This window comes from Dactylosporangium sp. NBC_01737, assembly GCF_035963215.1.
Lineage (GTDB): Bacteria > Actinomycetota > Actinomycetes > Mycobacteriales > Micromonosporaceae > Dactylosporangium.
Genome location: NZ_CP109153.1, coordinates 11121978 through 11147836 on the forward strand (window position 1 = coordinate 11121978; position 25859 = coordinate 11147836).

The following is a 25859-nucleotide window of genomic DNA, read 5'->3' on the forward strand; positions in this document are numbered from 1 at the left end:
TATCGATGATCGCGAGTATGTCACGCGACCGGCAAGGCGTGAACATCCCGTGACCGCCGGGCGAAACCGCCTCTGACACGAAGGTCAGCCAACGGTGAGGGCCGTCACGCGACAGGCCCGAACGGATCCGCCGCATTCCGCACGGCGTCAGCCCGTGGTCACCGCGCGGGCCGGGGAGGTCAGCGCCCAGCGCCACAGCAGTTGGACGGTCAGGGTCGCCGCGACCGCGACGATGAACGTCACCGGGGTGCCGAGGTGCTCGACGAGGACGGCGACCAGCAGGCAGAAGACGGCGAAGCCGAGCAGCCCGCGCGGGACGCCGCGCAGCGTGCGCACGGCGGCCTCGCTGCCCTGCTGGGCCAGGACGAAGGCGGCCACGACGCTCGTCGCGATCGGGAACGGGGCGAGGACGCCGGTCATCGACGGGCCGACGGTCGCCGCCGCCGTGGTCACCGTGACCACCAGGGCCGCGGTGGCGAGGGCACGGCCGGGCAGGTCCCACCACGGCCAGACGGGCGCCGCGGGCGCGGCAGCGGCCGGTGAAGGTGGCGGCGGGAAGGCCCGCAGGGCGAGCCAGGCCGCTGCCAGTACCACGGCGAACGCGGCGAATGCGGGGACGTGCAGGCGCGCCAGGCCCACGTCGAGGGCGAGGGTCACGAGCCAGGCCACCGACAGCGAGCCGGCCCAGCCGGTGCGGCGGGAGCACCAGGCGAACGCGACCGTGAACACCGCCAGGGAGACCAGGCCCAGCAGGGCCGCCGACGCGGCGCGGGCACCGAAGCGGGGGCCCTGCTCGAGGCAGGTGACGAGCAGGATCGGGCCGGCGACGATCGGCAGGGCCACGAGGGTGCCGGCGACCGGGGCACCCCAGCGGCGGCCGGCGAGGGACGAGCCGACCACGAGGAGCGGGCCCAGCAGGAGCTTCAACAGCAGTGCCACCGCGACAGCCTAGAGTTGCAGGTCATGGACCTCTGGGAGCGTGCCCCGGCGTTGGAGACGCTCGACACGCTGCTCAGGCGGGTGGCCGGGTCGCGGTCGTCGCCGGGGAGGCGGGGCTGGGCAAGTCGTCGCTGGTGGCGGAGTTCACGCGGCGGTGCGGGGCGCGGGCCAGGGTGCTGTGGGGCGGGTGTGACCGGCCGGTCACGCCGCGGGCGCTGGGGCCGTTGCAGGACATCGGGCGGCAGACGGGCGGGGCCCGGAGGTGGTGCGGCGCCTCGCGGGCGGCAACCCGTTGCTGGTGACGGAGCTGTTGAAGGCCGACGGCGACGCGGTGCCCGGCGCGGTGCAGGACCTGATCCTGGACCGGCTGCGATGGTCCGGTGACGTCAGGCCGAGGCTTCCTGCTCGGCCTCGACCTGGGTGTTCCAGTCGCGCTTGGAGGCCTGCCAGCCGTCCTCGTCGTGGCCGAGGCGCCAGTAGCCGGAGATGGACAGCCGCTCGAGGGGGACGCCGCGGTCCAGGCGCAGGTGCCGGCGCAGCTCCTTGACGAACCCGGCCTCGCCGTGGACGAAGGCGTGCACATCGTCGCCGCGCCACGCGACGGCGGTGACCGCCTCGACCAGGGCCTCGCCGTAGGGCCGCCCGCCGCGGCGCAGCCAGGTGACGCCGGGGATCTTCTGCTCCTCGCGGGCGTCGGCGACCTCGACGAACGCCTCGGCCGTCGCGCCCTCCGGGAGGCGCTCCATGGCCGCCGCGATCGCGGGCAGGGCGCTCTCGTCGCCGGCGAGGAGGTGCCAGGCGGCGGCCGGGTCGGGTGCGTACTTGCCGCCGGGGCCGCCGAAGGAGATCTCGTCGCCGGGCCGGGCGGCGATCGCCCACTGCGCGGCGATGCCGCTGTCGCCGTGGATGACGAAGTCCAGAGTGATCTCGCGGTCGATCGGGTCCCATGCGCGCACCGTGTAGGTGCGGGTCACCGGCCACTGCTCGCGGGGCAGGCCGTCCCGGATCGCGGCGAGGTCGAACGGGCGCGGGTAGACGACCCCGGCCGGCGGGAACATCAACTTCACGTAGTGGTCGGTGTACTGTCCGGCGTCGAACCTAATGAGGCCCTCGCCGCCGAGCACCACCCGGTGCATGTTCGGGGTGAGCCGCTCGGTGCGCACCACCCGCCCGGTGTGTGCCTGCGGTGCCCGCCGCGCCGGTTGCTCTGCCATCACGCGTCAACGGTATACGCCGCTACCAGGGGAACCAGCCACTGCCCTCGTACCAGTGACCGCCGGCGCCCAGATGGTCCAGGACGACCCGGCGCAGGGTCGTGTCGCGCGGGAGCCGGTCCAGCGGCAGGGCCGGGTCGTCGAAGACGAAGTCGAGGAGGTCCGTGTCCGTCGGGGTCTCCGCCTGGTACGCGGGGGTGAAGCGACGCTGGAAGGCGGTGATGTTCGACCCCGGTGGGAGCAGCGCCGCCAGCTGCCGGTCGAGCAGCCACGAGTGGCAGGTCGCCACGGCGGGCGCCTCGTCGGGGAAGTGGGTGGCGAAGAACGCGTGTGCGGCGTCGATCGACCGGTCGCACGCCGACGGGGTGATGGGCCCGCGGAAGTCGGGAATGTGCAGGTCCAGGCACGGCCCGCCGGGGTGTCCCGCGGCGGCGCCGGTGCGCCTGCCGAGCACGGCCCGCTGGAACTGCAGCCGGCCGAGCTCGAACAGCTGGCCGCGCAGTGCGTTGCCGAGCCAGTACGGCGACAGGACGCCCGGGACGCCGTGGCGGAGGCGGTGCTTGGCGACCTGCCGGCCGATGTCGGCCAGGGACCGGAGGGTGACCGTCGGTGCGATGCCGAGGGCGGCGTTGTGGCGCACGGTGTGCGGCGCGACCGCCACCGCGACGAACACGGCCAGCAGCCGGCCCGCGGCGCCCAGGGACGGTGGCAGCGCCCGCAGGTCGGCGTTGCCGTCGTACACGGCGCCGAGGCCGGACAGCACCGTCCAGGCGCACCGGTCCCGCAGCCGCGCCAGGTCCGGTGTCGCGCGGTGGACGGCGACGATGTCGTTGACGGCGTCGTGCGGCACCGAGAGGTCCAGCAGCGCGTCGGGCAGGTCGTCGGCGTCGGGGAACGGGACGTCCGGCCCTCGACCGGCAGGCGGTCGACCCACTCGGCCAGGTCCTCGGACTCGCGCCGGACCGTGTCCAGGAACGCCGTCATGCCCCCCAGCATTCCACGAGTGATGTCAAGCTGTGACGAGCGGAGTCGCCGGGGTCATGCCCGTCCCCGGCGGCTCCGCGCCTGACGCCGCGCGCTCAGGTGACCCGGTGCCGGATCCACCAGAACGACAGCAGGGTCAGCAGGGCGGCGAGGGCGAGCAGCAGGCCCGTCTCCACCAGTTGCAGCGGCCAGAAGTGGCTCAGCGGCTGGTACACCACCTTCTGTTGCAGGTGCTGTGCCTCGATGGCAGCCTCACAGGCCCGCATGCTGTCGTTCTCCCGCAGGCAGGGGGTCGGGTCGTCCAGCCGGACGAACGGCGTGCCGTCGGGCTTGACGGTGTCGTTCGACAGCAGCCAGGCCCCCGGGATGGTGACGTCACCGGTGATCGAGATCGACGCGTCGGGCCTGATCCCCAGCTCGTCGAGGTTGTTCATGTCGAGGGCGACGGTCGCGTGCACCGGCGGGACGAGGTGCTGCCGCAGCGCGAACGGCAGGGCGAGCTGGACCGCGGCGAGCACGGCCGCGGTGACCGCCATCGCCGGGACGGTGCGGCGCAGCAGCAGGCCGGCGGTGGTGCCGACGGCGAGCGCGAACAGCGCGTAGCCGACCGGCACGAGCCCGCGGGCGCCGAAGGCGGCCGGCGTCAGCCGGTCCAGCGCGGCGGCGTCGATCGGCGAGGCCCACCAGCCGTAGACGACGCTGGTCACGGCGGTGACGACGGCGGTGGCGAGCGCGACGGTGCCGTACCTGACGGCGAGCCAGCGGGTGCGGGTGATGCTCTGGTTCCACGCCAGGCGGTGCGTGCCGGTCTCCAGCTCGCGGGCGACGAGCGGCGCGCCCCAGAACACGCCGACGACGACCGGCAGCGCGAACAGCAGGGCGCTGCCGAGCTGATAGACCCTCGCCTCGTAGCCCTGCTTGAGGTCGGAGAGGAACAGGTCCGGGGTGCCGCTGGCGTTGCGGACGTTCACGATGTGGGCGGCGGTCGCCACGAGCAGCACCGCCACGACCGCGACGGCGCCCGCCAGGGGCCGGAACTGGCCGCGGAACTGTCGCCATGCCATCCAGGTCATCGTTGCGGCTCCAGGACTCGGGTGCGCCCGGCGGCGTCGGTCATGTACGCGAGGACGACGTCCTCGAGGCTGAGCGGCTCGACGACCCACGCCGGGTCGTCGATGGGGGCGGTGCTGCGCACGACGAGCGTCGACTGCTTCGTGGTGTGCCCCGCGTAGACGAGCTCCTGCCCGCCCGGCAGCGTGGCCGGGTCGCAGCGGGCGCCGGTGAGGCGGTGGTGGGTGCCGACGAGCTCGTCGACCTCGCCGGCGACCTGGACCCGGCCGGCGGCGAGCACGATCAGGTAGTCGCAGACCCGTTCGAGGTCGGCGACGAGGTGCGAGGAGAGGATGACGCTGGCCTCGTGCTCGACCGTGAACTCCATCAGGCTCTGCAGGAACTCGCGCCTGGCCAGGGGGTCGAGGCTGGCCACGGGCTCGTCGAGGATGAGCAGCTCGGGGCGTTTCGCCACGGCGAGGGTCAGGGCGAGCTGGGCGCGCTGGCCGCCGGAGAGCTTCCCGGCGCGCTGGGCGGGGTCCAGGCCGAGCGCGGCGATGCGGCGTTCGGCGACGCCGGCGTCCCAGCCGGGGTTGAGCCGCGCGCCGAACTTGAGGTGTTCGGCGATGGTCAGCCCGGCGTACGTCGGGGTGTCCTGCGCGACGAAGCCGACCTTGGCGACCTGGCCGGGTCCCGAGTTCGGCCGGCCGCCGAGGACCTCGATGGTGCCGGACGTCGGGCTCAGCAGGCCGCAGGCGAGCTGGAGCAGGGTCGACTTGCCGGCGCCGTTGGGCCCGACGAGACCGACGACGCGACCGGTCGGGATGGTGATGGTGCAGTCGGTGAGGGCCTTGCGCCGCCCGTAGACCTTCGTGAGGCCCTTGGCCTCCAGCACGTTGGTCATGCGCGGTCGCCGACCGGCTCGCGGAAGGTGCTGACGAACAGCGCCTCGATGCTCTCCTCGTCCAGCCCCGCGGTCCGGGCGTCGGTGAGCCAGCGGCGCAGGTCGCGGCGCAGCGGCTCGTGCGCCGCGAGGGTGTCGCCGCTCAGGGTCCGGGTGACGAAGGTGCCGATGCCGGGGCGGGCCTGCACGAGGCCCTCGTATTCCAGCTCTCGGTAGGCCTTGAGCACGGTGTTCGGGTTGATCGCCACGCCGGCCACGACCTCCTTCACGGTGGGCAGGCGGTCGCCCTCGACGAGCACGCCGAGGCGCATGGCCTGGCGCACCTGCTGGATCAGCTGCATGTACGGCGAGACCCCCGAGCGGGTGTCCAGATGGAACTCGATCACCGCCACCTCACTTCAACTAGGTTACTAGCACAATAGCTTCCCAGTTGTTTGTGTCAAGGCCGGTACAAGCGGTACAGCAGGAGCACACCGGCGACGACCGCGCACTCGTCGACGTGCGCCGGGTGGTTGTGGTTGCCGTCGGTCCACGCCGAGGTCGCAGCGCCCGGGCGTGCTCGACCGCGACACCGATCCGTGCGCCGATGCCCTGCCGCGCCACCCGTTCGGCGCGGGCGACGTCGCCGTCACTCACCGCGGACGGTCCACCGGCGTCCCGTACGATGCGCCGATGCCTGAGGACGACTGGGAAACCCAGCTGGCACAAGGATTCGAGATCCTGCTGCGGGCACCCCTGACCACGTTCGACCCGGACGCGACGTACGCCTTCCACCACTGGGACGAGGTCGTCTCCGACGACTTCTTCGACGAGGACCTCGACCTCGCGCTGCTCACCGGCGGCGCGGTCGTCGGCGCGCCGTTCGACGGGGTGCCCGCCCTTGCGGACCCGGACGAGGACGAGACCCTGTCGTGGAAGGACTGGCGGGTCGACCTCGGCCGGTCCGTGTTCCTCATCGACACCGACATCCCGAAGCTGGGCAAGCCCCGGCCCGGCACGCACGTCGGCAAGGTCCTCGCCGCGCGCGGCCTGACGGCCGAGGACCTCGCCGAGGACCTCGTGCACCTCGACGCCCGCATCCACACCGACGGCACGTTGTTCGACGCGATGCGCCACGCGACGTGGACGATGGGCGGCCCGGACCGCCTGGTGCCGTTCGACCCCGAGTGCGTCGTGCAGCCGAAGTGGGAGCGCCGCCTCGCCGCGGTCGGCCACGACGGGCTCCGCGACCACCTGCGCATGCTGTGCCTCGACGCGCACTCGGCCCGCTGCGCCGGCGCCCACTACGTCCGCAACCGCCACCCCGGCTTCAACGGCATGCGCAAGGCCGGCGGCCGGGTCGTCGCGGCCTGGGAGCTCGGCGAGGCCCAGGCGTACTCGGTCGTCACCGCCCTGCCGCCCGAGGCTCCCTGACCGTCCCGGGGTGCGGACGGGGTATACGGTCGACCGCACTCGATGGATATGAAGGGATGCGTCATGGGGTACGGCGTGATGGCCTACCGGGTCGACATCGACAAGCTCAGCGCGCTGTGCGGCAGCGGCGACAACCAGGTGCGGCGGGTGATCTGCGGCAGGTTCCGCACCGACATCGCCCGCCTCAACGACGACCTCGACTGCTCCAACGACCGCGGCGCGCCGTCGGTGTTCACCGCGATCGAGCACCTCGTCATGGGCGGCGACAAGACCCTCCCCGGGCACCTGTACGGCTACGGCTTCAAGTACATCGTCGAGTTCTCCGGCCGGTTCCTCAACAACGAGCACTTCTACCCGTGCCCGTCGTCCTACCTGGACAGCACCGTCGACCCGGCGCTGAAGGCCACCGGCGCCGGGATCACCATGTCGGACCTCATCTTCCGCGGCGCACCCGTCGACTTCCCGTCGCCGGACGACTTCCCCTCCATCGGATACTGGACGGCGGACGAGGTCGCCGCCGCCGCCGAACCGCTGCGGGCGGGCACGACGGACGAGGTCCGCGCCGTCGCCGCCTGGACCGCCGACGCCGCCGCCGAGCACAAGGGCATCATCGGCTTCTACCACTGATCGCCGGCGTGGATACTGGTCGACGGTGGCCGATGCGTTGAGTGCCCGACGGGCGGCCCGGCTCGCGCGCAGGGCGGGGACCGGACCGGGCAGCGGTGTGCTCGCCCGGCGCGCGTGGCGGCGGCTGCTCGCCGCCGGTGACGCCGGGGACCGCAAGGCGATCGAGGCCGTGTGGCAGCGGTGGCTGCGGGAGCCGCGGCCGGAGGCGTTCGAGGCGTTGCGCCGGTGGCGGCCCACCTTCACCCGCGACATCTGCGAATGGGCCGTCTCACCGGTGGCGTCGCCGGCCATGCGGGCGACGCTGGCGCGGCTGTGCATCGAGCACGGGCTGGCGCCCGGCGAGCCCGTCGAGCGGGTCGTGTTCCACCTGCTGACCGGGCAGTTCGAGAAGGTCCACGACAGCGACCCCGACGGCACGCTCATCACCGAGGGCTACCAGACGGCCGCGCCGGCGGTCCGCGCGATGCTGCGTGAGGCGCTGACCGCCGACGGGGACCTGGACCTGCCCGGGATCCTGGCCCGCACGAACCGGGCGGCCGGCCTCGCGGACAACGAGGTCGAGCTCCTCACCGGGCACCTCGCCGCGACCGGCGAATGGGAACGCCTGTGGCGGCTCACCACCGAGCTGCCGGTGCGCTCCGCGGTCACGACCGTGCGCCGGTTCGACGACTGGTGCCCCGGTGACGCGGCGGGACGGCAACTGTTCGCGCGGCTCGCCCGCGCCGACCCTGACATGTTGGCGCAGGCCGAGCGGGAGCTGGCGGCGACGCCGACACGCATCACCGTCCTGCCCGACCTGCGCGCCGCCGCGTTCGCACCCGACGGCCGCAGCATCGTCCTGGCCTCCAGCGACGGGATGTGGCAGGCGGACGCGGTGCGGCGCTTCTCGCTGCCGGGCGGGCAGCCGCTCGCCCAGTGGCCGGTCCCGCTGCGGGAGGGCGCGCTGCTGGACCTCGGCGACGTAGTCGTGGCCGAGGTGCACGACCGCTACCACCTGTACGAGCTGACCGCCGACGGCCACCGCCGGACATTGGCCGACGAGCAGCGCTACGACCGGGTCGGCAACGGCATGAACTCCCGGCCGCTGATCCCCTCCGGCGACGGGTTCATCACCATCGTCGACGGCAGCGAACTGCTCGTCGGCTCAGGCCGCCCACTGACGGTCCGGCGGATCCCGGCGCTGCGCATGCCGCCACCGCGCTGGGCGAGCTGCCACCCCCTCGCCGTCGATCCGGACAGCGGCCGGCTCGCCGTGCACGGGCACCGCAGCATCGCGGTGCTCGCCCCGAGCCGGCAGGCGGTCGCGTGGACCGACGACACCGGACCGGTCCACGAGGCCGTGTTCCTGGGCCCGGACCGGCTCGTCACCAGCGACCACGGCCGGCTGACCCGCTGGCAGGTCGACGGCCGCCGGCTGATCCCGGAGGCGACCGGCCCGAGCGTCGGCTGGCTCACCCACGTCACCGCGCTGCGGGACCGGGGGCAGGTCCTCGCGGTCGGGCCACGCACGCACGGGAGCCGGATGCGGCTGCGGCTGTTCGACGCCGAGACGCTCGACCCGGCCGACGACCTGCCGGCGCTGCTCGGCCGGCCGGCGTGGTGCGTGTGGGCGTCGCAAGACGGCGGCCGGATCGTGTTCTCCGACCGGGACCGGACCGCGCACGTGCACGACGTCGTCAGCGAGTCGGTCCTGGACGTGCTGACCCGCCCGGCGGCGCGGCTCGGCCCGGTCGACGCCGACCGGGTCGACAACGCCCGCCGGCGGGCGGCGGGCGGGACCGGGCCCGAGGGGTGGCGGCGCGACTACGGCCCAGCGGTCCACGAGGCCCTGGACGTGCTCGCCGCGGTCCTGCGCCACCGCCTGGAGACCTGAGCGTCGTTGGACAGTGCGGGCGGCCCCGGCAGGCCGCCCCGACACCACGACACCACGACACGACGACACCACGGCGCCTGGCGGGCGCCACGACAGCGACGGGGTGGCTGGATGCGGCGACGGCTCGTGCTCACCGGCGCCGCCGGTATCGTCGCGGCGGCGGCGCGCAACTGCAGGGCCGCGGCGGCCCGGACCCGGTCGTGCCGGACGCGGCGCTCGGCGACGAACGCCTCGAACAGCGCCGTTCCGAGGCCAGGGGCCGGACCGTCGACCTGTACACGTGCGTGCCAGCCGGACACGGCGACGGCCGGGGGCTGCCGGTGTGCCTGGTCCTGCACGGCGGCTCCAAGACCGCCCGCGACTTCCCCGCCCTCGGCCTCGGCCGGCACCTGACCGCCGCCGTCGACGCCGGCGCGGCGCCGTTCGTCCTCGCGGCGCGACCGGCGACCGCCTCGCCTGGCGGCCCGGCGGCACCGACGACCCGCAGCGCATGGCCCACGAGGAGGTCCCGCGGTGGTGCGCCGGACGGGGCTTCGACACCTCGCGGATCGCGGTGTGGGGCTGGTCGATGGGCGGCGCCGGCGCGCTGCTGCTCGCCGAGGCGTTCCCCGGCTTCGCCCGCGCAGTCGCCGCGTTCTCGCCCGCGGTCGCGCCCGGCGACGCCGTCTTCACCGGCGCCGACCGGCTCCGCGGCACCCCCGTCGGCCTGTGGTGCGGCCGCGACGACCCCCTGTACCGCGACGTCCGCGCACTGCACCGCTGGCTGCCCGAGCAACCGGCCGCGGGCGGGTACACCGGCGGCAGGCACAACTTCGGCTACTGGAGCACCGTCGTCCCTGCCGCGTTCGCGTTCGTCGCGACCGCCCTCACCCTCGGCTGAGGTTGGTAGGGACAGCCACACCCCCGCGCAGGGGGATGGCGGGACGCCGGGTCCGGGGGGCGGCGGCAATGTGCCGGGCACCCCCGGATTGGGACGCTGAGCGCATCATCAGCCCTCGATCGTGGAGTCCACCATGACCGGTCCGCAGCCCCTCCGTTGGCACCGCCCGCTGCTGTGGTTCGCGGCGGCGATGGGCCTGCTCACCATCGTCGCCGTCGCCGGCATCGTCGTCGACGACCGGCTCGTCGTCGGCAGTCCCGCATGGCTCAAACCGTTCAAGTTCGCTGTTTCGATGGGGGTGTACGCCGTCACCCTCGCCTGGCTGCTGCGCGCGGCACAGCGTGCCCGGCGGACCGGATGGTGGGCCGGCACCGTGGTCGCGGTCGCCTCCACCGCCGAGATGTGCCTGATCGTGCTGCAGGCGGTCCGCGGCGAACCCAGCCACTTCAACAACACCACCCCGTTCGACGAGGCCGTGTGGTCGCTGATGGGCAACATGGTCGTGGTGCTGTGGACGGCGAGCCTCGTCGTCGCGATCGTCGTCGCCCTCCAGCGCGGCGGTGACCCGGTGCTCAAGTCGGCCGCCCGGCTGGGGTTCGCGCTGTCCCTCGCCGGGATGCTGGTCGCGTTCCTCATGACCACGCCCACCGAGGAGCAGGACGCCGCCCTGGACCGGGGCGAGACCGTCGGCATGATCGGCGCGCACAGCGTCGGCGTCGCCGACGGCGGCCCGACCATGCCGGTCACCGGCTGGTCGACGACCGGCGGCGACCTGCGCGTCCCCCACTTCGTCGGCATCCACGCCCTGCAGGCGCTGCCGCTGCTCGCGCTGCTGCTGGCCTTCGCCGCCCGCCGATGGCCGGCCGGCGTGCTCGGGTCGCAGCGGGCCCGGCGCGGCCTCGTGCGGGTCGCGGCCCTCGGGTACGCCGGCCTGATCGGCCTGCTGACCTGGCAGGCGCTGCGCGGGCAGCCGGTCGCCGCGCCGGACGCCCGCACGCTGCTCGCGGCGGGCATCCTCGCCGTGACCGTGCTCTGCGCCGGCGGGATCGCCATGCGGCTGCGGGACCGGACCCCGACCGTCGCCGAACCGGCCCCGGCTATCGTCTGACGGTGACGATCGACGACCTCGAACTGGCCATCGCCGCCGCCGAAGCGGGCGCGGCGGTGGTCCGTTCCCGTTTCGGGACCCAGCTGGAGCACTACGAGAAGGGCGGCGGCGACTTCGCGACCGTCGCGGACATCGAGGCGGAACGGGCGATCCTGGACGTGCTGCGGGCCGCCCGCCCCGGCGACGCCGTCCACGGCGAGGAGAGCGGCCACACCGGCGGCGGCGACCGGACCTGGCTCGTCGACCCGCTCTGCGGCACCCTCAACTACGCGGCCGGCGCCATGCTCGTCGCCGTCAACGTGGCGCTCACAACACCCGCGGGCACCGCCGTGGCCGTGTCGGCCGACCCCTTCTCCCGCGAGGTGTTCTGGACCGCCGGCGGCCCCGCCCACGTGCGCAGCAACGGCAAGGACACCGTGCTCGCCCCGACGGCGCGCTCGACGCTCGTAGACGTGAACCTCGACCCGCCGTTCGCGAACGGCCCGGTGTTCCGGCCCGCCCTGCTGCTCGCCGACCCCGCCTTCGCCGAGCGTTTCCGGCCGCGGGTCGTGTCCACCACCCTCGCGGTCGCGTGGGTCGCCGCGGGCCGCCGGGCGGCGTACGTGACCGACGGCGACCTGCAGGGCAGCGTGCACTTCACGCCCGGCATCGCACTGTGCGAGGCCGCCGGCTGCGTCGTGACCGGCCTGCGAGGACAGCCGCTGCACACCGGAGCCGGCGGCCTCGTCGTCGCCGCGGACCAGCAGACCCACGCCGCACTCATCGAACTCATCGAGCAACAGTTCCAGCGCTGACCCTTCACCGAGCGGCACCTCCCGCCTGACCACCTCACCGGACGGCACCTCCGGCGTCGAACAGCTCACCGAGCGGCACTTCCGGCGCCGGACTGCCCGTCGAGCGACAGCCCCAACGCTGACCACCTCACCGGGCAGCAGTCCCACCGCTGGCCCTCGGCCGCGAGGTAGCCGGCCAGAGTCGGACCGCCCATCGAGCGGCAGCCCGAACGCCGACCACCTCACCGGGCCGTAGTCCCAACGGCGGCCCTCGGCTGTGAAGCCGGCGGCCAGCGTCGGACGGCCCACCGAGCGGCGCATCCAACGCTGGCCACCTCACCGGGCGGCAGCGCCAGCTCTGGCCAGCCCACCGGGCGGCAGCTCCGGCGCTGACTAGTGCGCTGACCAAGAACGTTCACCGGGTTGGTGACACGCCGGTTGCGGTGTGCCCGAATGGGCTGGTCCGGCCTCACCCTCGATAGCGATCAGGTCGTTGTCGAGGGGTGAGGTGGGTGGATGGCTGAGCCGGTCCGGGCGCGGCGGCTGAGCGATGAGGAGGGTCGCCGGCTACAGCAGATTGTGCGGCGGGGGAAACACGAGTCGATTCGGGTCCGCCGCGCGTTGATCATCATGGCGTCGGCGTCGGGGACGCAGGTGTCGGCGATCGCCCGCCTCGTGGCCGCGCACGAGGACACCGTGCGGGATGTGATCCACCGGTTCAACGAGATTGGGCTGCGTGCGCTGGACCCTAATTGGGCGGGTGGCCGTCCCCGCCGTATCAGTCCCGACGATGAGACCTACATCGTCGAGACGGCCAAGGCCCGGCCGAGGACGCTGGGTCGCCCGTTCACGCACTGGAGCATCCGCAAGCTGGCCGATTACCTGGCCACGAACAAGGTCCGGCGGGTGTACCTGGGACGGGAGCGGTTGCGGCAGCTGTTACGCCGTAACGACATCTCGTTCCAGCGGACCCGTACCTGGAAGGAGTCCACTGATCCGGACAAGGATGCCAAGTTCGACCGGATCGAGGAGGTCACGTCGAGGTTCCCGGATCGGTGTTTCGCCTTCGACCAGTTCGGGCCGCTGTCGATCCGCCCGCACCACGGCTCGGCGTGGGCACCGGCCAGCAAACCGCAGCGGTTGCCGGCCACGTACAAGCGCACCCATGGCATCCGCTACTTCCACGGCTGCTACAGCCTCGGCGATGACCAGCTCTGGGGTGTGATGCGCCGCCGCAAAGGCGGCGATCACACCCTGGCCGCGCTCAAATCGATCCGCAAGGCGCGACCGGACGGCGCCCCGATCTACGTCATCCTGGACAACCTGTCGGCGAACAAGACCCCAGCCATCCGCGCGTGGGCGGCCCGGAACAAGGTCGAGCTGTGCCTGACCCCGACCAGCGCGTCCTGGGCGAACCCGATCGAGGCCCAGTTCGGGCCGCTGCGCCGCTTCACCATGGCCAACTCGAACTACCCCAACCACCCCGTCCTGGCCCGCGACCTGCAGCAATACCTGCGCTGGTGCAACGCCAACGCCCGGCACGCCGACGTCCTGGCCGCCCAACGCCGCGAACGCGCCCGCATCCGCAGCGAACGCCAACAACGCTGGGGACGCCCACGACCGAAAGCCGCGCGAGCCTCAAACCCCGGTGAGGCGCCGCGCGGCGTCACCACGGTCTGGCGGATCGGGTTGTGGGGAAGAATCAGCCCATGATCTCTCCACTACCCGCCTATGCGGTGCCCGATGTCAAGCCCGCAGGCGGCACCGACGACCTGCGCAGGGTCTGGTACTGGGGCTCCCAACTCGCCACCTATGCACCGGTCGCGGCGGTCCTCGACCGTATTCCGGCGGTCATGACGACAATCGAGGAGGCGTGGCCGGGGCACACCCTCACCACTACCCGTGCCCAACTCTGCGCCGTAGTCGGGGTGGGCACCGGCGACGGCTTGCTCTGGGGGCTGAGCTTTTTTGAGGAGGTGGGGTTTCTCGTCCAGCCCTACCAGTCCTACCAGGAGTCCGACCCCGACCTGGTCGAGGAGGCGCTCGCCGCCCAGCCCGACGTCGACTCCGCCGATCAAGTCGACACGGGGCAATTCGAGGTGCGCATGGCCCGGGTGCACCGTGCCGACGAGATGGCCGCCCGCTGGCTCGACGCGATCATGACCGCCCACCGCGAGTTCGCCCGCCGCCGAGGCATCGACCTGCCGTACTGAGGCCGGCAACCGATCGTTCCCAGCGGCGTGGGAGCCACGCGGCCTTCGGCCGTTGGCCGTCTAACCCGGTGAACGTTCTTGGTCAGCGCACTAGCGCACCGAGCTCATCGGGTGGCAGTTCCGGCGCTGACCAGCTCGCCGGTGGGCAGCTCGGGCTCCTCGGCCCGCAGCTGCTCGCCCTCGACGTCGACGTTGGGCAGGAGCCGGTCGAGCCAGCGCGGCAGCGCCCAGGCGCGGCGGCCGAGCAGGGTCATCACCGCGGGCACCAGGGTCATGCGCACCACGAACGCGTCGAAGAGGATCGCCGCGGCGAGCGCGAACCCGATCGACTTGATGATCGCCTCCGGCGACAGGATGAAGCCGGAGAACACGCTGATCATGATGATCGCGGCGGCGGTGACGACCCGGGCGCCGTGGCCGAACCCGTTCACCACGGCCTCCTGCGGGGCGGCGCCGTGCACGTGCTCCTCCCGCATCCGGCTGACCAGGAACACCTCGTAGTCCATCGCGAGGCCGAACACGATGCCGATGAGCAGGACCGGCAGCAGGCTGACGATCGGGCCGGTCTGCTCGACGCCGATGAGGCCGGCGAGCCAGCCCCACTGGAACACCGCGACGACCGCGCCGAACGTGGCGGCGACGCTGAGCAGGAACCCGCCGATCGCCTTCAACGGCACCAGGAGCGAGCGGAACAACAGCATCAGCAGCAGGAACGCGAGCACCACGATCACCGTCAGGTACGGTCCGAGCGCCGAACCCATCTTCGTCGACACGTCGATGTTGATCGCGGTGGTGCCGGTGACGGACAGCGCCGCCCCGTCCGCGGCCGGCAGCGCCCGGATGGCGTGCACCAGGTCCGTGGTCTGCCCGCTGTCCGGCGCGGTGGCCGGGACGACCTGCAGGATCGCGGTGTCACCGGCAGGGTTGAAGGCCGGCGGGCTGACGGCCACGACACCGGGCAGCGCCGTGATGCGCCCGGCCGCCCCGGCCGCGGCACCCTTCGGGTCCGGACTGCCGGCGGCGTCGACGACAACGAGCAGCGGGCCGTTGAAGCCGGCGCCGAAGCCATCGGTCAGCAGGTCATACGCCTTGCGCTGGGTGGTCTGCGGGCCGGCCACGTTGTCGCCGGGCAGCCCGAGGCGCATGTCGAGGGCGGGGACCGCGACGAGCCCCAGGCCCAGCACCGTGATGACCAGGGTCAGCACGGGGCGGCGGGTGACCAGCAGCGCCCAGCGGCGGCCCATCGTGCCCTTCGCCTGGTGCTTGACGGCACGACCACCGGCGACCCGCCGACCCGCGAAACCGAGCAGCGCAGGCAGGAGGGTGAGCGCGATCAGGACCGCGACGACGACAGCACCCGCGGCGGCGAGCCCCATCTGGGTCAGCATCGGGATGTTGACGACCGTGAGCGCGGCGAGCGCGATGACCACCGTCAGGCCGGCGAACGTGACCGCGGACCCGGCAGTGCCCACGGCCCGCCCGGCGGCCTCGATGTCGGACCGGCCGGCCGCGACCTCGTGCCGGAACCGCGACACGATGAACAGCGCGTAGTCGATGGCAACGGCGATGCCGAGCATCAGCGCGAGCGTCGGCGTGGTGCTGCTGAGGTCGACGAAGCCGGTCACGATCTGGATGCCGGCCATCGCCGCGCCGACGCCGAGCAGCGCGGTCAGCAGCGGCAGGCCCGCCGCGACCAGCGAACCGAGGGTGATGATCAGCACCAGCGCGGCGATGAGCAGGCCGATGGCCTCACCGATGCCCTGCTCGGCCGGTGCCTGCAGGGCGTCGCCGCCGACCTCGACGGTCAGTCCCGCGGCACGGCCCGTGCCGGCCGCCGCGAGCAGCGCGTCGCGGTCCGCGTCGGTCAGCTCGATCTGATCCACCCGGTAGGTCACCTGCGCGTAGGCGACGGTGCCGGCCTCGTTGACGGTGCCCTGCAGCGGGTCGGTGACGTTGGCGACCTGTCCGCCGGTGCGCAGCGCGTCGACGGTCCGCCCGATCGCGGCGGCGTTGGCCGGGTCGGTGAGCTTCTGCCCCTGCGGCGCGGCGAAGACCACCCTCGCCTGGGCGCCGTCGGCACCGGCCTGTGGGAAGCGCTGCGCGAGCAGGTCCAGGGCCTCCTGCGCCTGTGTGCCGGGGATGGTGAAGCTGCCGGCGGTCGGCCCCGACAGGGTGGCCGCGCCGACGCCGAGGGCCGCGATCAGCGCCAGCCAGAGCGCGAGGACCAGCTTCCGCCGGCGGAAGCTCAGCTTCCCGAGCCGGTACAGGTAGGTTGCCATACCCTCACGGTCCCGGTGCGCGGGCCGGAAAGCGTCGTCCAGCCGTAGACACCGCCGTACCATGGCCGTGGTATTCGCGGCGGCGCCGGATACCACCGGCAGACGACGCGCCGGGACCCGCCGCCCGCGTACGGTGCAAGGGTGATGAACAGCAACGACACCGCACTCATGCGAGTGTGGAGACGCGCGGCGGCCAAGCCGTTGCTGCTGGACATGCTGCTCGCGCTCGTGCTGGCCATCGCTGTGCTGCGCGCCGCCGCGGACGCCCGAGCCACCACCGGCGACGTGCTCGTGGCGAGCGTCGCGTTCGTCGCCGTGCTGATCCGCCGGATCCGTCCCTTCGCCGCGCTCGGCATCGCCACCGCCGCCACCGTCGGCGCGGTCCTGCAAGGCGTCAGCAACCCCGGGCTGATCGTGGCGCTCGGGGTCACGACGTTCTCGATCGCCGCGCACACCGACCGGCGCAAGAGCTGGATCTGCGCGCTCAGCGCGTCCTCCGCGGTGTATCTGACGGGCCTGATCGTCGCCGCCGAGGACTGGTGGCGCGGCGAGACCCTCGGCGTCTTCGCGTGGATCTTCATGGCGGCGGCTGTCGGCGACGCCGCGCGCACCCACCGCGCCTATGTCGCCGAGGTCGAGGAGCGCGCCCACCGGGCCGAACGGACCAGGGAGGACGAGGCACGGCGCCGCGTCATGGACGAGCGGCTGCGCATCGCCAGGGAGCTGCACGACGTGGTCGCCCATCACATCGCGGTCATCAGCGTGCAGGCGGGCGCCGCCGCACACATCCTGCAGCGCCGCCCCGACCAGGTCGGCCCGGTCCTCGACCACATCCGCGAAGCGTCCGACACCGTGCTCAAGGAGATCCAGTCGGTGGTCGGGGTGCTGCGCAGCGCCGACGAGCACGAGAACACCGAGCCGACGCCCGGCCTCGCCCGGCTGCCGGAGCTGCTGGCGACGCTGGAGACGACCGGCTTCCCGGTGCAGCACCGGCAGGTCGGCGACGCGCGGGAGCTGCCCGCGATGGTGGACCTGGCCGCGTATCGCATCGTGCAGGAAGCCCTGACCAACGCCCACAGATACGGTGACGGCTCGGCCCGGCTGGACATCTCGTACACCACCGGCGACATCGAAGTCGAGGTCAGCAACCGGATGCGGCCGGCCGCGACCACCGGCTCCGGTTCCGGCTACGGGCTGCTCGGCATGCGCGAGCGGGCCACCGCCGCCGGCGGCAGCGTGACCGCGTGCCCGGTCGGCTCGCACGTGTTCCGGGTGCACGCGGTGCTGCCGGCCGACCCGCTCGTGCGGCTCCCGGCGGGACCGGCATGACGATCCGGGTGCTGCTCGCCGACGACCAGGCGCTGATCCGCGCCGGCTTCAAAATGATCATCGACTCGGAGCCGGAGTTCGAGGTCGTCGCCGAGGCCGCCGACGGGCGCGAGGCGGTCGACCTGGCCCGCACCGCACGCGCCGACGTCGTGCTCATGGACATCCGCATGCCCCGCATGGACGGCCTGGAGGCGACCCGCCGCATCGGTGCCGACGACAACCTCGCCGGCGTGCGGGTCCTCGTGCTCACCACGTTCGAGACCGACGACAACGTGGTCCTGGCGCTGCAGGCGGGCGCCAGCGGCTTCCTCGGCAAGGGCGTTGCCCCCGCCGACCTGCTGCACGCGATCCGGGTCGTCGCGGGCGGCGAGTCGCTGCTGTCGCCGCGGGCCACCCGGGGCCTCGTCAGCCGCTTCCTGACCAGCCTGCGCCCCGGCGCCGAGGGCGTCATGCCGGCCCTGGACCTGCTGACCGAGCGGGAGCGCGAGGTCCTGATCCTCGTCGCGCACGGCCTGTCCAACGACGACATCGCCGAGCGGCTGTATGTGTCGCCCCTCACCGCGAAGACCCACGTCAACCGCGCCATGACGAAACTCAACGTGCGTGACCGTGCACAGCTGGTGGTGCTGGCGTATCAGAGCGGCCTGGTCCGGCAGGGCGACCAACTGCCCTGAAAATCTTCGACGGTCCTGTCGAAACGCGGCGGCGCCGTTCGACGCGTCAGTGAGCGGCACGGAGGGCGTGCCGGCGACGGGAGGATCGGACATGTCGTTCCAGGCGTATCTCGACAACATCGAGACCAAGACCGGCAAGACCCCGCGGGAGCTGCTCGCCCTCGCCACCGAGCGCGGCTACGACGCGCCCGCCACGAAGGCCGGCACCATCGTCGACTGGCTGAGGGCGGACTTCGACCTGGGCCGCGGCCACGCCATGGCCCTCGTGCACGTCATCAAGCACGGCCCGACGATCCCGGGCAAGCATGTCGGCACCGCCGGCACCCACCGCGACGCCAGCAACACGCTGTGGCTGGACGGCGCCGCGACGCGACCCGCGTGACGGCGGCATCACCACCCGATCCGCGTGAGGGCGATCGCCACGAAGCCTCGCAGGGCGCGGCGGTCCCAGCCCGGGACGTCGGCGGGCAGGGGCCGGTCGTGGTCGGCGGCGACCGCGAGCAGCGTCAGCGCCGGTTCGGGCGTGGCCTCGCCGCGCCGGTACGCCAGCGCGACCGCCGCGGTGAGCGCAACCTGCCCGTCGGCCGCGGTGAGCAGCCCCTCAAGGCGCCGGTCGACGGCCGGGCCGACGACGGGCAGGTGCGCGAGGGCCAGGTTGGCACTGGCCCTGGCCGGCCCGGCCGGCACGTCGAGCAGCGTGGCGACGGCCTCGGGCGCCGGTGGAAACCAGGCGAGTAGCGCCGCCGCACGGGCCGCGACGTCCGGGTCGGGGTCGCGCACCCAGCCGGCGACGGTGCTGGCGTGGGCGGCCAGGGCGCGGTACGCGTCGCGCGCCCACCGGTCCGGGCCCGACCGGTCCCAGTAGAACTCCCCCACGGGTTCGTCGTCGCTGCCCTCGTCGAGCCACACGTTCAGCAGGCGCAGCTGCTCGTCGGTGATCGCGTCGGCCTCCGGATAGGCGGCGTCGGCGTCGAACGGGAGCCGGTCGTCACGGTGGTCACCGATTGCCACGGCCGCGAGCATCCGGACCAGCGCCGCCCGGTCCGGCGTGGCCGGGGCGTCGACGAGCGCGACGAGGAACGGCACCACGACACCGCTGGCCTGCCATCGGGTGCCCTGGTGGCACAGGTGGTTGAACAGCTCCGCGTACGCCCCGGCCGCAGGCTCCGGCCCCGCCAGGGCGCGCAGCAACCCCGGCACGTGACCGGAGGTGCCGTCGCAGCCGTAGACCGCGTCCCAGTCGACCCCGCTCACGCGGTGACCGGCCGCCCGTTCTCGAAGCGTTCGAAGGAGCCACCGGGCCGCACGTACACCCGGACCACCGTCTGATCGGTCGGCGTGACGTCGCACGGGAAGCGTGCACCCGCCACCACCTTGGCCACGTCGCGGTTGACGACCGTGACGTCGTAACGCCGGCGCCCGCCGCTGACCCCCGGCCCGCTGAGCGTCGCGTCGACCGTCAACCGCACGTCATACTCCCGGTTGATCTTGTCGTCGTTGGCGTCGCCGGTACGCCACTGCTCCTGCACGCCCGTCACCACCAGCTCCCCACGGACGGCCCCTCCGTCGTCCTTCGCCCGCAGCCGCAACACCACGGCACCGACCACGACGAGCACGACGAGCACAACCCCGATGATGATCACGGCTTCCACGCCGCCATCATCACGCCGCGACGCCGCCACCACCAGACGTGCCGCGTTGTTGACGGAATCCGGTCACTGCTCCCAGACTGGCCACCACACTGCTCACCTGCGAGGTGGTTGATGTCCTCGGACACCCCTGAGGTTGCCCAGCTGCTCGCCGATGACGGCTTCGCCGGACGGCTGGCCGAGCTGGCCACCTCGCTCGGGCGCGACCAGGACGAGGTGACGGCCGAGGCCACCGGCTATCTGCGCGAGATGGGCGCGATGCACAGCGCGCGGGCGATGAGCGCCTGGTTCAGGTTCACGAAGTGGATGTTCCGCGCCCACGAGCTGCTCGTGGACGAGGAGGCCGCGCGCCGCCTAGAAGGGCTGGACCGCAAGTATTCGCTGCTGTTCCTGTTCTCGCACCGGTCGTATCTGGACGGCGCGGCGGTCCCGGTGGCGCTGGACCGGCACGGTCTCAGCCCGGCGTACACGCTGGGCGGGGCCAACCTGAGCTTCTTTCCCGTCAACCATCTGGCGCGGCGCTCCGGCATCGTCTACATCCGCCGGTCGACGCAGGACCAGCCGGTGTACCGGCTGACGCTGCGCGCCTACATCGGCCAGCTGATCCGCAACCGGCAGAACCTCAGCTGGTCCATCGAGGGCGGCCGGACCCGCACGGGCAAGCTGCGGCCGCCGACCTACGGCATCCTGCGCTACGTGGTGGACGCGATCGACGCCGCCCCCGACACCGAGGCGCTGATCGTCCCGGTGTCCATCGTGTACGAGCAGCTGCACGAAGTCGGCTCGATGACCGCGGAGGCACGCGGCGCCAGGAAACGACCCGAGGACGTCCGCTGGCTGATCAACTTCGCCCGGCTCCAGGCCAACCGGCTCGGCCGGGCCTACCTGGACTTCGGCGAGCCCGTCCCCCTCCGCGAGCGGATGGCCGAGCTGCGCGGCGGCGACCAGCAGGGGCGGCACGTCGTCGAGCGGATCGCCCTGGACACGTCGCACCGCATCAACCAGGCGACCCCGGTCACCGTCACCGCCGTCGTCTGCCTCGCGATGCTGGCCGCCGACCGGGCGCTCACCCTGGACGGGGTGCTGCAGACCGTCGCGCCGATGGCGACCTACATCGAATCCCGGCGCTGGCCGGTGGCCGGCGCGGCGAACCTCACCGACCCCGGGACGCTCCGCCGCACGCTGCAGGAGCTGGTCGCCTCGGGCGTACTGACAACCTACGACGGCGGCACCGACCCGGTGTGGGTGATCGGTCCGGGCCAGCACCTGGTGGCCGCGTTCTACCGCAACACGGCGATCCACCTGCTGGTCGACCGGGCGATCGGGGAGCTCGCCCTGGTCGCCGCGGCCGAAGGCGGCCCGGACGGCCTGGCGACCGCGACGCAGGAGGCGCTGCGGCTGCGGGACCTGCTGAAGTTCGACTTCTTCTTCGCCCGCCGCCGGGACTTCGCCGAGCAGATGGCCCTGGAGCTGGCGATCATCGAGCCGGGCGACGGCGACGGGCTGCGCGAGTTCACCCCGGCCGACGCGCGCAACTGGCTGCAGCACGGCAAGCCGCTGGTCGCCCCGCTGGTGCTGCGACCGTTCCTCGACGCATACCACCTGGTAGCCGACCGGCTCGCCGCCTGGGAGGACGAGACGTTCGACGAGCCCCGGTTCCTCGACGAGTGCCTGCGCGTCGGCAGGCAGTGGGCGTTGCAGGGCCGGCTGGCCAGCGAAGAGTCGGTGTCGCTGGAACTGTTCAAACCTGCCCTGCAGCTGGCCCGCCACCGCGGCCTCCTCGATGCGAGCACGCCAGAACTGCGGCAGCGCCGAGCCGACTTCCACGACGAGCTGCGCGAGACGGTCCGCCGCGCCACCGTCGTCGCCGGCCTGGTGCGTCAGCCACCCGCATAGCGTCGGTGGCCCGGATCGACATCACCGTGCCGATGGAACTCGACGGCATCGAGGTGTCGCCGGTGCAACCACGGGCCGACTCAGCACCGGCTCCAACGACGTGCGGATGCGCGACGATTGCGGAATGCGAGGTGCGCCGACCGAAGATCTACGTCCGTTGTTCACCGAGCGAAGCGCTCATCGAGCGGCTACCAGGTCTACGAGGCGCGGGTCGGCAGGACCACCATCAGATCCTTGGCCCGATCAGGAGAACATTCGCCCCGGCGAGGGCGCCTAGCGTTTTCTGAAGCGGCGGACCGCGAAGACGACCACACCCACGACGACGGCGATGCAGCACAGCGTGCTGGTGAGGCGTCCGAGCGCGTACGCAACGTCTTCAACCGAGTCTCTGGACGTGTGTGTGCCGGAACCTGCCCAAGCCGGAGCGCCGACGACGGTCGAGACGACGACACCGGCGGCGGCAGCGCAGATGCGCGCGGAAAGCGCACGGAAGTTCACGATCCGGCAGCGTAGACGATCAACGTCGGCACCACCACGGTGAGGCACGGTCAATCTAGGGCCTGGTTCAGGTGCGGCGGACAGCAGCCAGCGGTCAGCGGCGGCCGGTGGACAGGGCGACGAGGAACTGGCCGCCGCCCGCGTCGACGCTTGCGGTCACCGGCAGGCCGGGCACCAGCCGGGAGAACCGGTCCACGAGCCAGTCCGCCGTCTCCTGGGCGTCCTTCTGGCTCGGGCAGCGGGCGACCAGCTCGCGGCCGCCCTTGCGCTCGAGGCGCTCGGCGACGGTGAGCAGCGGGGCGGGCTCCACCACGTGCAGGCGGTCCGGCCAGGCGATGACCACCTTGACCGCGCCCTTGCGGGTGTTGCAGGCGCGGTGCGCGAGCCGCTCGGTGACCTTGGCCTTCCTGTCAGCGGTGCGGCTGTCGACGCTGGGACCGCGCGGGTCGTTCACCGACATGTCGGCGTCGACCGGCTCGTCGCAGACCCAGCATCGCCAGCCGTCGCGCTTCGCCACGTCATCAAGACTCATCCGAGCAACCTAGTGCTGTGACCACGAACGTTCACCGGGTGGGTGGTGTTGTGGTTCCTCGCCGCGTGGTGCGGTCGAGCGACTCCCCACCGGGTTGGTGGTGGGGCGGGCCTCAGCCGGCCAACTGACCTTCGCTGCCCCTGTCGTGCCGGCCGCGACCGTTCTTGCTGGTGGTGGCTGGTGTGGTGGGGGTCGGCGTGGGTCACGCCGGGACAGTCCGGCACCGGGGAGGTGGCGTCCTGCTCGACGGTGCGTGAGCGTCCGCGGCGGCACAACCGCCGGGATGCTGGTGCCGCCGTCCGTGTCCTTGCCCGGTGACGGGTTGGGGGTGCGGGTGGCGATGGTGGCGGCCGCGAACAGGTCGCGGTGCCCGGTGAGCTGGCACGGGCGGCAGGTCATGGTCCGGCCGGCGGGTTTGGTGATCTTCTTGCGGCAGGTGGGGCAGGTGGATGAGGTGCCGCGTTCGTCGACGAGGTGCACGACGATCCCGGCGAGTTCGGCCTTGTCCCGCAGCATGGCGATGGCCCGCCCGACCTGCCACTGCCGCAGCCGCAGGTTGTGCCTGCGCCCAGCCTTCAGGTCGAGCACGCCGCGGGGGTCCCCGACGGTGAGTGTCCCGACCTGATGCTGAACGGCCCAGCCGATGACGGTCTTCGCCGCTTCGTGCTGCGCTTGGCGGATCCGGCGGCGGTGCCGGCCCTCGATGAGGCGGGCGCGGCGGCGTGCCTGCCGCCACCGCTGTGACCCGCGCTGGCCAGGTTTCGGGGCGTGGGCGGCGGTTGCCCGCTGCCGGTGTTTGGTGTCGGTGAGGTGCATGCGGTGTTCGGCGCGGATGGCGCGGCCGGAGACGAGCAGTCCGTGCCTGTCGGGTCCGGCGACCGCGTAGGGGTGGATTACTTCGAGGTCCACACCGGCGACCCGGCCCGGGTCCGGTGCGGCACCGGGCGGGTAGGTGGTGACCGGGACCTCGGCGGTGACCTCGACCCACAGTCGGCCGCCGTCTGCGAGGAGCGTCACCGACCGGATCTGCTCCATCGGGTAGGGCGGTTCCCGGTCCAGGCGCAGCCACAACGGCGCACACCCCGCAGCGGTCGGTAGCCGCAACCTTCGCCCGTCCAGGGTGAACGTGCCGTGGTAGTAACGCACCGGCAACAGCCCACGCCTGCGACGCGGGAAGCGGGCGGTGACGTCCCCGGCGTTGCGGCGTTTCGCCGCGGCGAACCACGCATCGGAGAACCGGCGCAGCACCGACCTCGCCCCGACCGAGTCGACGTCGCTGAACACTCCAGGTCCGGCCGTGGACAGTTCTCGGCACAGGGCCTGATACGACACCACCGGCGGCGCGTCATGCCGCCACCGCCAATGATTGACCTCCAGTACACACGACCAGACATCCCCGGCGGAGCGCAGCAACCCGAAGCACCGATCCCGCTGCGCCCGGGTGGCGCGCAGCCCGATCCGGGCGGTGCGGTGCACCACCCGGACCGCGTCGGGGTCGCGGCGTCGAGGCATGCCGACACTCAAGCACAGGGGTACGACAAAACCCGGCCAACATCTCTGGCCACAGCCCTAGCCTGTCAGTTCCTCGGCGGGTGCCAGACCGGCCGCGGCGACCGTCACGGCCTCCATCTTCCGGACGCAGGCCTCCAGCATCGCCGGGGACAGGTGCTCGGTGTCGCCGCAGATGTCGAGGTCCACCGTGTCGGGGGTGGCGCTGATGGTCAGGAACAGCCGCTCGTTCGGACGGTCCTGCCGGGCCATCCAGTGGAACCTCGTCTCGGCGAGCGCAGCGCGCACCTCGGCGGTGCTCGGCGCCGGGTCGGCGGTCGCGCCCTGCGGGCGGCGGTCGTTGAAGTAGCAGGCGATGTCGAGCTCCTCGCCCCGTTCCCGGCCGACCCGCTGGATGAGCGCGTCGAGCTGGTCCGGGTCGTAGTACGCGTGCTTGTACGCGGTGAGCGCTCGCCGCCCGGTCAGTGCCACTGCCTCGTCGAACGGCAGGCCGTCGACGTCCAGGACGCACAGCGCGGGCTGGCTGACCGGGCTCACCGAGCCGGCCAGCGTCCGGCGGAAACGGTTGCTGACCACCACCTTGACCACCGCGGGGTGGATGCCGGTCGCCTCGGTGAGCCCGACGGCGAACGCGGTCAGCAGCACCGTGGCCCGGTCCGTCCCGGTGCGCCGGGCAATGACCCGAGCCGCGAGGTGCAACGCACGGGAGGCGAACCCGGCCTGCCAGTGCCGCGGCCGGCGCGGGTCGACCGGGCCGGGGAAGCGCCGTGCCGGGATGGCGCGCAGCGTGTGCTCCCAGTGTCGCAGCGCCGCCGCGCACTGCCGCTGCCCGGCGGGCGAGCGCTGCCATTGGGCCTGCTCCAGCGGCTGCATGCCGTCGGGAGAGGCGTCCAAGGCTTCCGACCGGCGCCACCGGTCTACCTCGTCGACCAGCACCATCGCGCCGAAGCCGTCGGCGACCAGGTGGCACACCACCGTGACCTGGTGGGTCGGCGCGCCCCGGTGCCGGATGACCGCGGTCCGCACGGGCCAGTCCCGCTCGAAGTCGAAGGCGGTGTCCTCGAGGCGGCGCTGCACCTCCGCCGCGGTCACGGCCGGATCCCCGTCCTCAGGGGCGTCGACCACCTCCAGCGGCATCTCGCCGGCCTCGGACAGCACCTGCTGGGGCGGCCCGTCCGGGCGCAGCCGCAGCCGCGTGCGCATCGACTGGTAGCGCTCCACGACGAACCGCAGCTCGGCCACCACGTCGTCCACGCTGCTGCCGTCCAGCAACGGCACCACGATCCCCATGGGCATCCAGGTCCGCTGTCGGCGCATCCCGCCCCACAGCTCGCGCTGCCCCCAGCTCAGCTCGTCGACGCCGCTGCCGGCACCGCGGAACGGCACCATGATCCGGTCCGGCATCGCGCCTCCTGGCTCACCCGGCACATCGACGGAGGGAAGTTTACGTTCTCGACGGCCGTTCGCCATGATCCCCACTTCTCACGCGGGCGGGGTGCGCACGCCGCGGCGACG

The 25859-nt window shown here is 72.9% G+C and carries 24 protein-coding genes and 1 pseudogene; 12 read left to right on the forward strand and 13 right to left on the reverse strand.

The annotated features are described in order from the left end of the window. Positions 1–147 precede the first annotated feature (147 nt). From OHA72_RS51200 to OHA72_RS51225, 6 genes are all read right to left on the reverse strand, one after another. The gene (locus OHA72_RS51200) at positions 148–939 is read right to left on the reverse strand and encodes a hypothetical protein (protein WP_327003368.1); all 792 of its coding nucleotides are present in this window, start codon (positions 937–939) and stop codon (positions 148–150) included. A 386-nt stretch (positions 940–1325) separates the two neighbouring features. Next, entirely contained in the window at positions 1326–2153 is an 828-nt protein-coding gene (locus OHA72_RS51205) for a siderophore-interacting protein (RefSeq protein ID WP_327011822.1), read from the reverse strand. Between the two features lie 22 nt (positions 2154–2175). Further along, positions 2176–3087 carry an acyltransferase domain-containing protein gene (locus OHA72_RS51210; RefSeq protein WP_327003369.1) on the reverse strand — a complete coding sequence of 304 codons (912 nt, stop codon included), beginning with the start codon at positions 3085–3087 and terminating at the stop codon, positions 2176–2178. Between the two features lie 145 nt (positions 3088–3232). Further along, positions 3233–4201, reverse strand: a complete 969-nt coding sequence (locus tag OHA72_RS51215; RefSeq protein WP_327003370.1) for an ABC-2 membrane transporter-related protein — start codon at positions 4199–4201, stop codon at positions 3233–3235. Between the two features lie 5 nt (positions 4202–4206). Next, positions 4207–5091 (reverse strand): ABC transporter ATP-binding protein, encoded by an 885-nt coding sequence (locus tag OHA72_RS51220; protein ID WP_327003371.1) that lies wholly within the window; start codon positions 5089–5091, stop codon positions 4207–4209. After that, positions 5088–5477 carry a GntR family transcriptional regulator gene (locus OHA72_RS51225; protein WP_327003372.1) on the reverse strand — a complete coding sequence of 130 codons (390 nt, stop codon included), beginning with the start codon at positions 5475–5477 and terminating at the stop codon, positions 5088–5090. Before OHA72_RS51225 ends, OHA72_RS51220 begins: the two co-directional genes overlap by 4 nt. Before the next feature lie 286 nt (positions 5478–5763). On the opposite strand from OHA72_RS51225, the gene OHA72_RS51230 reads away from it, so the two are divergent. From OHA72_RS51230 to OHA72_RS51265, 8 genes and pseudogenes are all read left to right on the forward strand, one after another. Continuing rightward, complete coding sequence (locus OHA72_RS51230) at positions 5764–6504, forward strand: hypothetical protein (protein ID WP_327003373.1); 741 nt, start codon at positions 5764–5766, stop codon at positions 6502–6504. 63 nt (positions 6505–6567) lie between these two features. Next, the gene (locus tag OHA72_RS51235) at positions 6568–7131 is read left to right on the forward strand and encodes a DUF7691 family protein (protein WP_327003374.1); all 564 of its coding nucleotides are present in this window, start codon (positions 6568–6570) and stop codon (positions 7129–7131) included. A gap of 37 nt (positions 7132–7168) precedes the next feature. Beyond that, on the forward strand, positions 7169–9004 hold the full coding sequence (locus tag OHA72_RS51240; protein ID WP_327003375.1) for a WD40 repeat domain-containing protein: 1836 nt from the start codon (positions 7169–7171) through the stop codon (positions 9002–9004). Between the two features lie 490 nt (positions 9005–9494). Beyond that, a complete protein-coding gene (locus OHA72_RS51245; protein WP_327003376.1) occupies positions 9495–9884 on the forward strand; it encodes an alpha/beta hydrolase-fold protein in 390 nt (129 codons plus the stop codon). Between the two features lie 133 nt (positions 9885–10017). After that, positions 10018–10992 carry a hypothetical protein gene (locus OHA72_RS51250; RefSeq protein WP_327003377.1) on the forward strand — a complete coding sequence of 325 codons (975 nt, stop codon included), beginning with the start codon at positions 10018–10020 and terminating at the stop codon, positions 10990–10992. A 2-nt stretch (positions 10993–10994) separates the two neighbouring features. Continuing rightward, complete coding sequence (locus tag OHA72_RS51255) at positions 10995–11786, forward strand: inositol monophosphatase family protein (protein ID WP_327003378.1); 792 nt, start codon at positions 10995–10997, stop codon at positions 11784–11786. A 495-nt stretch (positions 11787–12281) separates the two neighbouring features. Beyond that, positions 12282–13397 (forward strand): annotated as a pseudogene (locus tag OHA72_RS51260) (IS630 family transposase); the annotation flags it as partial. A gap of 77 nt (positions 13398–13474) precedes the next feature. Then, complete coding sequence (locus OHA72_RS51265) at positions 13475–13978, forward strand: hypothetical protein (protein WP_327003379.1); 504 nt, start codon at positions 13475–13477, stop codon at positions 13976–13978. Between the two features lie 104 nt (positions 13979–14082). Here the strand turns inward: OHA72_RS51265 and OHA72_RS51270 are convergent, their stop codons facing one another. Next, the gene (locus OHA72_RS51270; protein ID WP_327003380.1) at positions 14083–16257 is read right to left on the reverse strand and encodes an MMPL family transporter; all 2175 of its coding nucleotides are present in this window, start codon (positions 16255–16257) and stop codon (positions 14083–14085) included. Between the two features lie 144 nt (positions 16258–16401). Between OHA72_RS51270 and OHA72_RS51275 the strand changes: the two genes are divergently transcribed. The 3 genes from OHA72_RS51275 (at position 16402) to OHA72_RS51285 (ending at position 18642) form a co-directional block, all read left to right on the forward strand. Further along, positions 16402–17586 (forward strand): sensor histidine kinase, encoded by a 1185-nt coding sequence (locus OHA72_RS51275; RefSeq protein ID WP_327003381.1) that lies wholly within the window; start codon positions 16402–16404, stop codon positions 17584–17586. Further along, entirely contained in the window at positions 17583–18260 is a 678-nt protein-coding gene (locus OHA72_RS51280; protein WP_327003382.1) for a response regulator, read from the forward strand. Before OHA72_RS51275 ends, OHA72_RS51280 begins: the two co-directional genes overlap by 4 nt. A 91-nt stretch (positions 18261–18351) precedes the next feature. Further along, positions 18352–18642 carry a DUF4287 domain-containing protein gene (locus OHA72_RS51285; protein WP_327003383.1) on the forward strand — a complete coding sequence of 97 codons (291 nt, stop codon included), beginning with the start codon at positions 18352–18354 and terminating at the stop codon, positions 18640–18642. 8 nt (positions 18643–18650) lie between these two features. On the opposite strand, the gene OHA72_RS51290 is transcribed toward OHA72_RS51285, so the two are convergent. Continuing rightward, on the reverse strand, positions 18651–19514 hold the full coding sequence (locus tag OHA72_RS51290; protein WP_327003384.1) for a hypothetical protein: 864 nt from the start codon (positions 19512–19514) through the stop codon (positions 18651–18653). Beyond that, positions 19511–19912, reverse strand: coding sequence for a hypothetical protein (locus OHA72_RS51295; RefSeq protein ID WP_327003385.1), 402 nt, complete (start codon positions 19910–19912; stop codon positions 19511–19513). The genes OHA72_RS51290 and OHA72_RS51295 overlap by 4 nt, the downstream gene beginning before the upstream one ends. A 111-nt stretch (positions 19913–20023) precedes the next feature. Between OHA72_RS51295 and OHA72_RS51300 the strand changes: the two genes are divergently transcribed. Continuing rightward, complete coding sequence (locus OHA72_RS51300; RefSeq protein WP_327003386.1) at positions 20024–21805, forward strand: lysophospholipid acyltransferase; 1782 nt, start codon at positions 20024–20026, stop codon at positions 21803–21805. A gap of 273 nt (positions 21806–22078) precedes the next feature. On the opposite strand, the gene OHA72_RS51305 is transcribed toward OHA72_RS51300, so the two are convergent. The 4 genes from OHA72_RS51305 to OHA72_RS51320 all read right to left on the reverse strand — a co-directional run bounded on the left by OHA72_RS51305 (position 22079) and on the right by OHA72_RS51320 (position 25748). After that, the gene (locus OHA72_RS51305; protein ID WP_327003387.1) at positions 22079–22303 is read right to left on the reverse strand and encodes a hypothetical protein; all 225 of its coding nucleotides are present in this window, start codon (positions 22301–22303) and stop codon (positions 22079–22081) included. Positions 22304–22397: 94 nt separating this feature from the next. Further along, the gene (locus OHA72_RS51310; protein ID WP_327003388.1) at positions 22398–22835 is read right to left on the reverse strand and encodes a hypothetical protein; all 438 of its coding nucleotides are present in this window, start codon (positions 22833–22835) and stop codon (positions 22398–22400) included. 9 nt (positions 22836–22844) lie between these two features. After that, positions 22845–24347, reverse strand: coding sequence for an RNA-guided endonuclease InsQ/TnpB family protein (locus tag OHA72_RS51315; protein ID WP_327003389.1), 1503 nt, complete (start codon positions 24345–24347; stop codon positions 22845–22847). 57 nt (positions 24348–24404) lie between these two features. Continuing rightward, the gene (locus OHA72_RS51320; protein WP_327003391.1) at positions 24405–25748 is read right to left on the reverse strand and encodes a condensation domain-containing protein; all 1344 of its coding nucleotides are present in this window, start codon (positions 25746–25748) and stop codon (positions 24405–24407) included. Between the last annotated feature and the right edge of the window lie 111 nt (positions 25749–25859).